Source organism: Nicoliella sp. ESL1113 (genome assembly GCF_058509245.1).
Genome location: NZ_CP196388.1, coordinates 74,713 through 88,203 on the forward strand (window position 1 = coordinate 74,713; position 13,491 = coordinate 88,203).

The following is a 13,491-nucleotide window of genomic DNA, read 5'->3' on the forward strand; positions in this document are numbered from 1 at the left end:
TTTACCTCCATTATTTAACAACTACTTTGCCATGAAACATATCCATCCCACAGGCCCACTGATAAGTGCCCGGCTTGCTGGTGTCGATATTAATTGATTCGGTCTGATTTTTGGGTAACGCTTGGTTAATCCCAAAATCATTGAAAACAACGTGGTCTAAACATCCCGATGCGTCCTTGCGGGTAAAATTGAGGGTCGCTGGGATTCCAACTTGAAGCTCGACCGTCTCGGGAGAATACCCGCCGTTCACTTCAATGTCAACGGTTTGATGGTTATCAACCACTGCTGAAGTTTCACTATCTTGAGCATGGGGGCCAAAGTACCACCATAAAATGAATCCAATTAATAATAAACCAATTATTAGTACCATTAATTTAACCACTTTGCGAACCACTCCTTTCAACTCTTGTTTACATGTGTAAACTTAACTATGCTTATATCCTAGCGCTGTTGTTTACATTTGTCAACAATAACCACAAAAAAATGTTGGACCATTATTGATCCAACATTTTCTGATGCTATTTAATTTGGTCAAAAGCTTGCTTCAGGTCTGCCTTTAGGTCCGCAACTGATTCAAGACCAACTGAGTATCGTAACAAACCATCAGTGATGCCCCGCGCATGCCGTTCGGCCGGACTCATTTCGGCATGGGACATCTTCGGTGGGTATGAAATGATGGATTCGACCGCACCTAATGAAACTGAGAAGACTGGAATTTTAATTAGGTCAACTAACTTTCGGACATTATCTTCACTGCCAATATCAAAGGAAAGCACCGCTCCACCCGAAACAGCTTGGGATAGTTGAACTTGGTGTTCTGGTGATGATGGGAGGCCAGGATAATTCACCTTGGTAACTAGTGGCTGTTCTTCTAACCACTTTGCTAGTTCAAGTGCATTTGCAGATTCCTTTTCCATTCTTACGGCAAGGGTTTTAATGCCCCGCAGCAATAACCAACAATCAGAGATTCCGAGGGTGGCACCCATTGCATTTTGCAAAAAGTAAACTTGTGCGCCTAGTTGTTCGTCCTTAGTGACGATCAAACCGGCTAAGATATCACTATGCCCCGCTAAGAACTTAGTGCCACTATGCAATACTAAGTCAGCCCCCAAATCGAGTGGTTTTTGTAAAATCGGTGTCATGAATGTGTTGTCTACAAATGCAAGTGCGTCGTGTTCATGAGCAATTTTAGCCACATCTGAAATATTGGTTACCTGCAGCGTTGGGTTCGATGGTGTTTCAATGTAAACAACCTTTGTGTTGGGCTGAAAAGCATTCTTTAATGCATCTTCATCGCCCAGATCAACAAACGTGTATTCAATTCCATACTTGACTAACACTTGAGTGACGAGGCGAAACGTCCCCCCGTACACATTCTTGGTTAAGATAATGTGATCACCTTGGTTCAAGGTCAATAGGGCCGTTGAAATGGCCGCCATCCCCGTAGCAAAAGCAAAGCCACGCGTGCCGTTTTCTAGACTGGCGATACTTGCTTCTAAAACATCGCGGGTCGGGTTACCACTTCTGGAGTAGTCCCACTTTCCAAAATGATCGAAATCCCGTTGCTCAAAAGTGGATGATAATTGAATTGGTGGGTTAATTGCACCAGTTTCTGGATCTGGTTTAGTAGTGCTTTTAATAACCTTGGTCCAATCAGAAAACTGTTTATTTGCCATCTAGATTCACCTCCGTTTGCTTAGCAGCAACGGCTAAAGAATGGTTCAAGTCATGAATCAAATCTTCACTGGCTTCGATTCCACATGAAATCCGTAAAAGATTATCAGTAATGCCAGCTGCTGCACGTACTTCGGGACTAAGATTGGCATGGGTCTGAATCGCAGGGACGGTTACAAGACTTTCAGTTCCACCCAAACTTTCTGCAAAGGAGATGACCGTCAAATTCTGTAAGAATTGATCAACGTCGACTTCAGGTTTAACATATACGCTCACCATTCCACCACGTCCTGGGTAGCGAACTGATTCTACTAAATCGGAATTATTCAAATCAGCTACAATTGCTTGCGCATTTTCCTCTTGTTTGTGTAACCGCAGAGGAAGCGTTTTCAAACTCCGAATTAGTAACCATGAATCAAATGGTGCTAAGTTCGATCCAATTGTAATTAAATTCTGACCAATTACTTCTGCAGTTGCTTCTGACTTACAAATTACTACTCCGGCAAGTAAATCATTATGTCCAGATAAGTATTTAGTAGCACTGTGAACGACAATGTCAGCTCCAAGGTTCAACGGTTGTTGAATCAAAGGGGTAAAGAATGTATTATCAACGATCAATTGGGCATTGACTTCATGGGCGTGACTGGCAACCTCTTCAATATTAATGACCTTCATCGTCGGATTGGAAGGCGTTTCAATCCAGACTGCCTTTGCGTCATCTTGTAATAGGCGGTCTAATTCTTGATAGTCATGGCCATCCCACTTACTAAAGCGAAGATGATAGTGTTTCGTCAATAGATCAAAAAACCTAAATGAACCACCATATAGATCATCTGAAACGACGATGTGATCGCCAGTATTGAACTGGGTAAAAACTAGTTGAATCGCAGCCATTCCTGATGAAACCGCATAGGCCTTACAGCCATTTTCTAACTGTGCCAAGACATTTTCTAATACGTCACGAGTTGGTTCGGTCATTCTGGAATAATCGTATCCAGTTGATTTACCCAAACCCGCATGCCGATACGCAGTGGAAAAATAAAGGGGCATCGAAATCGAACCCGTCACGTTATCAATGCGGTTGCCCGCTTGCGCCAAAATCGTATCAATCTTCTTTTGCCATTTACAATCACTACACATAAAATCACTTACCTTTCAAACGTTTTAGTATTAAACCTTATCTAAAGCCTGCTTCAAATCTGCGATTAGATCATCTGCATTTTCAATTCCAATTGAAATCCGAATTAGATCTGGAGTCACCCCAGCTGCTTTGAGTTGTTCATCATTCAACTGTGCATGCGTAGTTGAAGCGGGATGAATAATCAATGACTTTGCATCAGCCACATTCGCCAATAGGGAGAATAACTGAAGGTGACTAATTAATTCCTTTCCTGCTTTTTCACCACCGGTCAAGCCGATCGTAAAGATTGAACCAACACCCTTAGGAAAGTACTTTTCAGCAAGCTTGTGGTACTTACTATCCTTTAGGGCTGGATACTTGATCCAAGCGACCTTTGGATGATGGGCTAAGAAGTCCACCACTTTTTCGGTGTTCTCAACGTGTCTTTGGACCCGCAATGATAATGATTCTAGCCCTTGTAATAACAAGAAAGAGTTGAAAGGACTAATCGTTGCCCCGAGGTCCCGCAATGTTTCTGCGCGCACCTTGGTGGTGAATGCCGCACCCTTTAAATCAGCAAATACTAAGCCGTTATATTGATCATTGGGTTCGGTGAATCCAGGGTACTTACCACTCGCTTTGTAATCAAACTTACCATTTTCAACGATAACTCCACCCATTGTCGTTCCATGGCCACCAATGAATTTAGTCGCAGAGTGTACGACCACGTCAGCACCATGTTCTAATGGTTGAACCAAGTATGGGGTACCAAAGGTATTATCAACAATGAATAAAATCTTATTATCATGGGCAATTTTGGCAATTGCTTCAAAATCGACTAAATTAATATTGGGGTTACCAATACTTTCCACGTAAACCGCCTTTGTTTTAGGGGTAATTGCCTTAGCGAAGTTTTCTGGATCATCTGGATCTACAAAGTGCGTCGTAATACCTAGCTTAGGAAGGGTGACCGCAAATAAATCATAGGTGCCACCATAAAGGGTACTGGCAGAGACGATTTCATCGCCTTGCCCCGCAATATTTAAAATTGCAGCTGTAATGGCTGCGGAACCAGTTGCTAGGGTAACCCCTGACGTTCCATTTTCAAGGGCGGCCACTCTTTTATCAACTACGTCGGTCGTAGGGTTGGTAAGCCGCGTATAAATGTTTCCTGGTTCTTTCAAGCCAAATCGATCGGCTGCTTGTTTGGCATCCTTGAATACAAATGAAGTGGTTTGGTAAATTGGAACTGCTCTAGCTCCTGTTTCTTGATCTACCACTTGTCCTGCATGAACCTGAAGCGTTTCAAAGTGCAATTTTTTTTCTGTCATATTCTAATTCCTCGCTTTCAATTAAATCAATCCAGTTTTGATATAGTTGGATACTGCTATTTTGCCAAGTGTTATTGATCTGGTGAACCCGATCATAATAATTTGCTGGTGCATCGATCGCTGAATGTTTTGCTAGGTCCCGATGGTATTCTGCATCCAAGGTATCTAAGCTATATTCAGGGTGGCCGCTTAAATACGTTTGCCTTTTTTCATCGGAATGCAAAATCAATGGGCCAGTGAAGCGATTATCAGCAGCAATGGTCAATCCTGCTGGGAGTGCATTGCGGTCGATCACTGATTGAGAATGTCTTGATTGGGGATTTATGAATCGAACTAAGTTATTACACAATCTACATTTATCATCAATGCTACTAGCTTGATAGATTCCAAATAACTTTTGCTTTAGTTCAATCTTTGGAATTCCAAAATCGGAGTACAACGCAGCCTGACAAGCCCAGCATTCGTTAATGGTTTGCTGAACATGTTTAGATGCCCAACGCTTGATTTCTAAAAATTCTTCCCAGTAATCAACATCTTCAAAGTTAATCTGTTCAACGGGGGCTCCAGTAACAATCAATCCATCGTAGTAGTTATTACAAACCTGCTGCAGACTACAATAACACTTGGCAACCTGTCCTTGATCAACCGTCTTAAAATGATGGGTCCGTGGGTACAAGAAAGTTACTTCAATATCTTGTTTCAATGAATTCAGGATATTCAAAAATTGCCATTCAGTTGTTTTTTTGGTCGGCATTAAATTTAAAATCAATACTTTCAATGGTTGATCTAATTTTTGATTGTTCCATTCATGATCATTTTTTAAAAATTCATTCTTAACGTTAACTGCCATTGCGATTTCCTCCCTTTCAAATAAAAAAAGCACCCCTAGAATTCGAAAAATTAATTTCAAACTCTAGGGGCGCTCTATGTAGTACGCGGTACCACCCTATATTAACTAGTCATATTGACTAATCATCTCCGGACACTGTAGTAGCTATCCTTCAACACTTTAACGGGTGTTAAGTCGTAAATGGCTCATTATCAAACTCACCACTTAAAATTACTCCAAGACCATCTTCAACACCAATTGAAATCCCTAATCTCATCAAACAAGGGTCTCTGTTAAAATCAACTTAGTGTTTACTCATCTTTTCTCAGTAACCTTTAATTAATATGTTAAAGATATAATAATCCGTTTAATATTGAATGTCAACAACAAAAATAAATTTTTTTAAGCTTAATTTTACATTAATACCGTATAACCAAATGATCGGTAATGGCTTGTTTCTTTTTAAAGTCAATGCTGTCATGTGAATAAACGGGATATTAATCTCAAATATCACTTACTTTTTATAATTATCAACGCTATATATTAAAGCATCTGGAGTTAGGATCACATAAGTTAAAACTAATCATTATAGATTCAATTCAAACGCAAGCTGTTTTTGATTTCCATCGTAAACAACCCAAATAATGCCACGGTATTCAAAGCCAAACCGCTTTCCCAATTCTTGCATTCGTTTATTAACGGGTCTGGTATCAAAGCGAACGTTACGATACCCCTTCATTACCGAAACGGTAATTAAATTAGAAAGTAAGTACGAGCCCAAATGCATACCATGGTATTGGCTCGCAATTGCAATTCTATGGATAGTGGTATATTGCTCAGCAGGACGACTCCAACTGCCATCAATTTCTTGATAAATTGGTTCGTCCACCGTCATCAGATATGCTGTTCCAGCAACGTTTCCATCAACAATTAAAACATAGCTAGACTCACTGTCGATATCTTCTAGCAGTGTTTCACGATTCGGATACCCGTTTTACCATTGATCACTACCATCTGCTTTTAGCAATTCCCGTGCTTCTTCAATAATTGATGTAACTTGATCTAAATCAGTGTTTCTAGCAACCATTAAGTAAATTTCAGCCATTATATTTCCTCCTTAAAATAAAAAAGTGCGCATTGAAAAGATGGAAAATTGATTCCAGTCGTTTCAACGGCACTGTTTATTGAGTTACGCCTGCACATACCAATATTTAACTATTTTTAGTGTAGAACATTATTTTCTAAAATGGTATTAACAGCGGCTTCAATTTGAATTTTGGCAATATCAAAGGTCGCAACTGGTAAATCGGTTGGTTTAATAATGAGCGGTAACTCGGTGCATCCTAGAATCACCCCATCCAATTCATCGTCTATGATTAGCTGATCAATCATTTGAGTTAATTGCATTTTGGTATCTTGATTAACAATACCATTTTCTAACTCACTTATAATTTTTAAGTGTAACCAATTTTGTTCATCATGGCTTGGCAAGTAAATTTTAATTCCTGAATCTGTGAACGGCTTGCTAAAAAAATCGTTATTCATTGTAAACTTAGTTCCCAGTAATAATAGTCGGTGTAAATTTAGTTGCTTAGCTCGAGTTAAAGAAGTATCTACGATGCTTATCAACGGCAATTTAGTTCGTGCCTGAATCTGCTTGAAAGCAATGTGAGGAGTATTGCCGCACATCAATCCAAAGTCGGCTCCCGATTGTTTTAAATAATCAGCAGCGCTACTCACGTAATCTGCAACTTGATTTAGTTGATTGGCATCTAATAACTTGAACATATGATACATATTGATGCTTTCAATTGTGATTTCTGGTAACGATTGGGTGCTCCCAATCTTTTCCTGGTAGCCCTTAATGATATCATTATAATATCGAATGGTTGCTTCAGGACCAATCCCACCAATAATTCCTAATTTTTTCATTTTGATTTCCTCCGTTAGTTAATGTAACAATCACTTATTACTAAGTTGTTTAATTAATTGTAAAAATAATCCCATAAGTTAGATTAGTATGAATTAAAAATTACCTTTTCCACCTTATAACGAAATACATCTTCTGTATTATATAAACGATCTAATGTATCAAGAATAAGAAAATTCAAATGGAATCTTCATATTAGCTGAAACATCGCAGCCTTTAACTAATAATTTAATACTGTGTTCTTTTGAATATGATTTTAGCATAGTAAAGAGATCCTTTTAATAATAATCATTCCTGAAAGGCCCCAACATAAGTCTGTATTATTATCCATATGATCAAAGAAAATTGCGATTTAAAATATTTATATATCAATAAAAAAAGACCTGAAAATAAAATTACAGGTCTTAATTATATCAATTTTGATATCTATTTATGTGGGTAAAACTATGGGATAACTTAAAATTAAATCGAGCAATATGTGGTGTTACTATGTCATGTTACTATGTGATTTGTGTATATTTATTATTCTAATTGTTGTGCTTATACTTGCGCATTAATTCAACCATGTGGACTTCATTTACGATAAATTCATGGGTACGACAAACGTAGTCATTCTCACGTCCAATTTCAGCAATATAACCATTGATATAATCTACTTCTGTCGGACGACCCTTGGAGAAGTCTTGATACATAGAAGGATAATGATATTTGAATTGATGACTAGTGGTCGTAACAGAATCAATTTGTTCTTGGCGGGTTTCAATCATTTGAATCCCAGCTCGTTCACAGGCATCAAAAGATTCATTAAATAATTGCGTTGCCATTTCTGGAACCTTAGGATACTCAATGAATTGACCCATTTGAAGTTCGAACATGGTACAAAGGGTGTTCACAACGGCGTTATAAACCACCTTGGACATACACATCCCTTTCCATTCTTTGGCCATTACAGGGCCTAACTTAGCAGCCTTGAAATCTTCAAATACTTGCTTAGTGGTTTCATCAGCCGGTTCGTTGTCATAAGGTGCCATGTGCATGACTTCTCCGTCAACGGGACCCATGAAATCAACATCTGCAGGAGCATCCATTCGAGTAGCAATCATTGCAGTTCCACAGATGATTTTATCACGATCAAAAAACTTTTCGATTTTTTCAAAATGACCCATTCCGTTCATCGCCGAGAATGCGTATTGATCACGGTGAAAAATTCCTGCTGCATTATCACGTTCTAGTTCTTCTTCTAGCTGCATTTGTTTTTTAAAGATAATCCAAACGTCTGGATGACCAGTGTATTCTTCTGGATAATAAATGTTAATTGGGACAATACGTTGATTTTCATGATCACGGGCAACCTTTACGCCACCTTGTTCACGAACTTTTGTAACGTTTGGTTCCCAAGTATCGATAAAATCAACATCAATTCCTGCGTTTTCTTGCATCATTACTCCGTAACGATAACCCATTGCACCTGCACCAATAAATCCATATTTCATATCATCTATCCCCTTTATTGTATGTATGAACTAAAAAACGCCCTTCAGAAAAATTCTGAAGGACGTCTTAAAACGTGGTACCACCTATCTTCAAGCCATATCGGCTCCTCTTTTCGGATTGTAATCATCCTAATCACTTTAATGGGTGATAACCAGTTCGCCTCGAAAAGCAAACAATGTTTTTGAATCGATCTTTAAGAAATTAGAATTTAATGTCCTCCCATCAAACGACACTTGCTTAGTAAATCTAATATCCGAATCCATCGAATCAATCAGTTCATTTATTGATTGGTGATAGTATACCTTGAAATAAATGAGAATGTCAACAATTTTTTCATTATTTTTTAATTTAAATTTGATTAATCAGGCCGATCGGCTGATTTAGCAAGGTCCGCATACTTTTCATAGCTAGCTGCATTGCGCTTAAATTCTTTCAAACCAGAATCAATCGCCTGTTGACCCAATGGAAGGTGAAGTGGTAAATCAGCGGCATTATTTTCCACTTGGTCGATAATGATCTGCGCTGCAATCTTTGGATCCCCTAACTGATTGTGGTCATTGTCACTTCTTCCAGCGATTCGATTATCAGAAAGCGCTTGGTAATCCTTGATTTGACTGACCGTCTTTAAGGATGAACGCCCCGCCCAATCCGTCCTAAAAGCACTTGGTTCAACTAACATTAATTTAATTCCCAATGGGGCTACTTCAGCTTGTAAGCCCTTGCTAACGCCTTCCACCGCATGCTTGGTTGCATTGTAAAAAGAAAGAGCGGTCGTCCCCTTAATGCCAGCAATTGAAGATAGGTTAACAATGATTCCAGAGCGTTGTTTCCGCATTGTCGGTAATACCGCCCTTGTCATATCCACTAAGCCCCAGAAGTTAACATCAAACATATAGCGAGTCTGTTTTTCATCACTTTCCTCAAACGTAGCAAAGTATCCCAATCCAGCATTGTTCACTAATACATCGATCGAACCAAATTGATCAAGTGCCGCTTTTACCGTTGCTTTGATTTGATCATGATTAGTAACATCCAGTTGCGTCTTTAGAATCTGGCCATGGTCGTATTGATCCAAATATGCCAACTCAGCCGTTTTTCTAGCACTCGCAACAATATTCACTTCGCCCTGTTCAGCTAGTTGTTTAGCCAACTCACGACCAAACCCTGTCGAAGTTCCTGTAATTAACCATGTCTTGCTCATGTTATCGCCCCTAATTATTAATAATTTATTATGAATAATTTATTTTAAAAATTACGCTTTAGATTAAAAAGAAGCCAAGCACCAATTGATTGCTTGACCCCCCCTGAAACTATTTAACTTTCAATTCGCCATTTTGAATTTTACTAGCACCGAAGATGTTCTTAGTGGCATCCCAAATCCGTTGAGCCACTTCGGGTTTATTCATTGTGTATAGGTGAATTCCATCTACCCCTTGAGAAACTAGATCAACAATTTGATCAATGGCATAGGCAATTCCAGCATCCCGTAACGCAATTTTATTATCAGCGTAACGGTTCATCATTTTTTTGAACTTCTCCGGAACTGGGACCCCAGAAATTTGCGTAATCCGTTCAATCTGTTTCTTACTGGTGCAAGGCATAATTCCGGCTTCCACTGGAACGTTAATTCCAGCTAATGCTAATTTTTCTTGAAAATCATAGAAATGATTATTGTCGAAAAATAATTGCGAAATTAGATGATCACTCCCGGATTCAATCTTTAATTTTAAATGATTGATATCATCAACAAATGAAGTCGCCTCTTGATGGCACTCTGGATAACATGCACTCGCAATATTGATGTCCGGATACTTTTCATGCACGTATGCAATTAAATCACTGGCGTGCTTGAACACTCCCCGTGGTGATAAACCAGGAATCGCATCACCACGTAAAGCTAAAATGTTATCAACATTAATTGAATGAAGGCGTTGAATTAGCTGATCGACTTGAGTCTGATCTTGATATAAACCCGGCACATGCGCCATTGCTGGAATATTGAGATGATTTTGGATTAGATTAACTACGGCCACCGTCCCATCGCTTTGGGCAGAACCACCTGCTCCTAAAGTCACTGATATAAAATCAGGATTAACTTCTTTTAAAGCCGTCAAGGTCGGTAATATCGTTTCCACGGAAGAATATTTCTTAGGTGGAAAGACTTCAAGTGAAAACACAGTTTTGTGTTTAAAAAGATCAGCTATGTTCATAAATGCTCCCCCTTACTACTTTGGTTGCTTCAACCATGTTCTTTAAACTATCAAACGATTCTTGTTCTGAACGCGTCTTTAACCCACAATCTGGGTTGATCCAAATCTTATCAACTGGTAACTTGCTAATAATTTGTTGAATTAAATCTTGGATTTCATCTTCGGATGGAATTCGTGGTGAATGGATATCATAAACCCCAGGTCCCACTTCAGTTTGGAAATTATCATCAACTAATTCGTCGATTAACGTGAAGTCAGCACGGGAGGCTTCGAATGAGATCACATCGGCATCTAGGTTATCGATGGCTCTTAGGATGTCACCAAATTCGCTGTAGCACATATGCGTATGAATTTGGGTACTCTCTTGGACACCACTGTGGACCAATCTAAATGCTGGCACTGCCCAATCAAGGTATTCTTTGTACCAGTCAGACTTACGAAGTGGTAGGTTTTCACGAAGTGCTGGTTCATCAATTTGAATGATCTTGATGTCGTTCTTTTCAAGGTCTAGCACTTCATCTCTTAATGCTAGTGAGATTTGGGTAACCGTTTCTTTTCTGGCAATGTCTTCACGTGGGAATGACCAATTAAAGATGGTTACAGGACCAGTTAACATCCCTTTGACCCACTTATCAGTCAGCTTGTTTGCATAAACTGAATCTGCAACGGTAATAGGGGCGTTTCTACTAATATCTCCCCAGATGATTGGTGGTTTAACTCCACGGGTTCCGTATGATTGAACCCAACCATTTTGGGTAAATACGAACCCATCTAGTTTTTCACCAAAGTATTCAACCATGTCATTTCGTTCGTATTCACCATGGACTAATACATCTAAGCCTAAATCTTCTTGAATTTTAATAATTCGGGCAATTTTATCACGGTTAAATTGATCGTATTGTTCACGAGTGATTTCGTTGTGTCTAAACTTCCGACGGTTGGCACGAACGTCAGCAGTTTGTGGGAAAGATCCAATTGTCGTAGTAGGTAAAATTGGTAACTTAAATTCAGCTTTTTGAACTTTTTCACGTTCACTTCTTTCAGGGAGACGGGTGTAATCTGAGTCACTCAAAGCGTTGATTCGATCGTGAACTGCTGAATTAAATGGATGCTTAACATTCTTGAATAATGATTCATTCTTAGCTAATAGGTCGGCGCCTTCAGCGTCTTTGTTAACGATATGGTCTAAGTCAACTAATTCAGTCAACTTTTCAATGGCAAATGCTAAGTGTTGTTTAACGTCGCCAGTTAATTTATCTTCATTGGCTGCTGAATATGGAACGTGGAGCAATGAACATGAAGTGCTTAATACGATTGGTGCATCGGTTTTGATTTGATCTAGTAACGCTAAAGTATGGTCATATTCGTTTCGCCAGATGTTTTTACCATTCACAACCCCTGCGAAGAGGTGCTTGTCAGCTGGAAAACCATGTTGCTTAATTAATTCGATATTTTGATGACCCTCTAATAGATCCAAACCAATTCCATAGAATGGCTTGTTAACTACGTCTTCGTAAACATCACGAATGTCACCAAAGTAGCTTTGTAAGATCACATTGACCCCAGCAGCGTTAGCTAAAATCGCATCGTATAGTTGATCAAAGATGGCCTTTTCATCTGCATTTACATCAAATGATAGTGCAGGTTCATCAATTTGTAAGAACTTAACGTCTTCATCTTTTAGCTTAGTAAGTAATTCTTGGTAGGCTTCGATCAATGGTTGAACGAATTGACTTGGCTTAGTGTCGTCAAGGAAGCGGGATAATTTCAAGAGTGTATAAGGTCCCACGATAACGGCCTTAGGATCGATGCCAAATTCCTTAGCTTCTTTAATTTCATCAAATAATTTATTACCAATTAACTTAATGGTAGTGTCCTTAGTAAATTCAGGAACGATGTAGTGGTAGTTAGTGTTAAACCACTTCTTCATTGGTAATGCACGAACGGTTTCACCATCGGCTTGGTAACCACGCGCTTGAGCAAAATATTCGTCTAATTCTGAAACGTCTAAGTCACGGTACCGCTTGGAAACGATGTTCAATGAAACCGCCGTGTCCAATAAGTTATCAAAAAATGAAAAGTCACCAACGGGAATTAAATCAATTCCGGCATCTTTTTGTGCTTGCCAGTGAGCAACTTTAATTGCATGTGCTTTTGCCAATAATTCTGATTGATCAATTTGGTGCTTCCAGTAATGTTCAGTAGCAAACTTTAGTTCACGATGTTCCCCAATTCTTGGAAATCCGATAATTGTTTTTGTCATATTCTAAAACCCCTTAGATTTGTATTTACATAAATTGATTAAAAATGTGCATAAAAAAACGCCCCTAGACATACAGCTTTTCTGCTGCTTGTCTAGGGGCGCATTATTATGTACGCGGTACCACCCTAATTCAGTTAGTCAAAATCGGACTAACCCTCAATAAGTACACTCAATGATAGCTATACTCAAACATTTTAACGGTTGTTAATCGTAGTCGGCTTATTATTTTTCTATAACTCACCGACTATGTGGTTACTCCAAGACCATCTTCACTAGCCGTTTACATACCACTTCTCAACAACGTGGCTTTCTGTGATGCTTACAACTAATTACTCATCTTTTCTCAGTAACTTTTAATAATTTATGTTGAACCTATAATATTCCTTTTATTTTGTTTTGTCAAACAAAAATGTAAAAATAATTAAAAAAATTCTACTAAATGAATTTAGTAGAATTTAAAATGAGTATTAATACTTATGACGATAATAGTAACTTGGCCTGTAATAGTGAGTTCGATCACTGTAGCTATGGCGATAACGGTAATGTTGATAAACCTTATGGGCTGCATATGCTCCCGCAAAATAACCTAAGGTAGAACGGTGCCGCCGATATTGATGATAGCTACCACTTGATGAATAAT

At 38.8% G+C, this 13,491-nt stretch carries 11 protein-coding genes and 1 other annotated feature; all 11 genes read right to left on the bottom strand.

What is annotated here, in order from left to right; all coding sequences use genetic code 11:
• Nucleotides 1-10: 10 nt before the first annotated feature.
• Nucleotides 11-370, bottom strand: coding sequence for a cupredoxin domain-containing protein (locus ACSYTJ_RS07230; RefSeq protein WP_491720198.1), 360 nt, complete (start codon nt 368-370; stop codon nt 11-13).
• Between the two features lie 148 nt (nt 371-518).
• Nucleotides 519-1,676: an aminotransferase class V-fold PLP-dependent enzyme gene (locus ACSYTJ_RS07235; protein ID WP_491720199.1), complete on the bottom strand. Its 1,158-nt coding sequence runs from the start codon at nt 1,674-1,676 to the stop codon at nt 519-521.
• Complete coding sequence (locus ACSYTJ_RS07240) at nt 1,666-2,814, bottom strand: aminotransferase class I/II-fold pyridoxal phosphate-dependent enzyme (RefSeq protein WP_491720200.1); 1,149 nt, start codon at nt 2,812-2,814, stop codon at nt 1,666-1,668. The genes ACSYTJ_RS07235 and ACSYTJ_RS07240 overlap by 11 nt, the downstream gene beginning before the upstream one ends.
• Nucleotides 2,815-2,844: 30 nt before the next feature.
• Entirely contained in the window at nt 2,845-4,125 is a 1,281-nt protein-coding gene (locus tag ACSYTJ_RS07245; RefSeq protein WP_491720201.1) for an O-acetylhomoserine aminocarboxypropyltransferase/cysteine synthase family protein, read from the bottom strand.
• Entirely contained in the window at nt 4,100-4,975 is an 876-nt protein-coding gene (locus ACSYTJ_RS07250) for a homoserine O-acetyltransferase/O-succinyltransferase family protein (protein WP_491720202.1), read from the bottom strand. The genes ACSYTJ_RS07245 and ACSYTJ_RS07250 overlap by 26 nt, the downstream gene beginning before the upstream one ends.
• A gap of 565 nt (nt 4,976-5,540) precedes the next feature.
• Nucleotides 5,541-5,924, bottom strand: a complete 384-nt coding sequence (locus ACSYTJ_RS07255; RefSeq protein ID WP_491720450.1) for a GNAT family N-acetyltransferase — start codon at nt 5,922-5,924, stop codon at nt 5,541-5,543.
• A gap of 251 nt (nt 5,925-6,175) precedes the next feature.
• Nucleotides 6,176-6,886, bottom strand: a complete 711-nt coding sequence (locus ACSYTJ_RS07260) for an aspartate/glutamate racemase family protein (RefSeq protein WP_491720203.1) — start codon at nt 6,884-6,886, stop codon at nt 6,176-6,178.
• A gap of 525 nt (nt 6,887-7,411) precedes the next feature.
• Nucleotides 7,412-8,377 carry a ketopantoate reductase family protein gene (locus ACSYTJ_RS07265; protein WP_491720204.1) on the bottom strand — a complete coding sequence of 322 codons (966 nt, stop codon included), beginning with the start codon at nt 8,375-8,377 and terminating at the stop codon, nt 7,412-7,414.
• A gap of 359 nt (nt 8,378-8,736) precedes the next feature.
• On the bottom strand, nt 8,737-9,579 hold the full coding sequence (locus ACSYTJ_RS07270; RefSeq protein ID WP_491720205.1) for an oxidoreductase: 843 nt from the start codon (nt 9,577-9,579) through the stop codon (nt 8,737-8,739).
• A 109-nt stretch (nt 9,580-9,688) separates the two neighbouring features.
• Complete coding sequence (gene metF, locus ACSYTJ_RS07275) at nt 9,689-10,588, bottom strand: methylenetetrahydrofolate reductase [NAD(P)H] (RefSeq protein WP_491720206.1); 900 nt, start codon at nt 10,586-10,588, stop codon at nt 9,689-9,691.
• Nucleotides 10,575-12,851: a 5-methyltetrahydropteroyltriglutamate--homocysteine S-methyltransferase gene (gene metE, locus ACSYTJ_RS07280; RefSeq protein WP_491720207.1), complete on the bottom strand. Its 2,277-nt coding sequence runs from the start codon at nt 12,849-12,851 to the stop codon at nt 10,575-10,577. Before metE ends, metF begins: the two co-directional genes overlap by 14 nt.
• Nucleotides 12,852-12,942: 91 nt before the next feature.
• Nucleotides 12,943-13,205 (bottom strand) — a binding site (T-box leader).
• Nucleotides 13,206-13,491 lie beyond the last annotated feature (286 nt).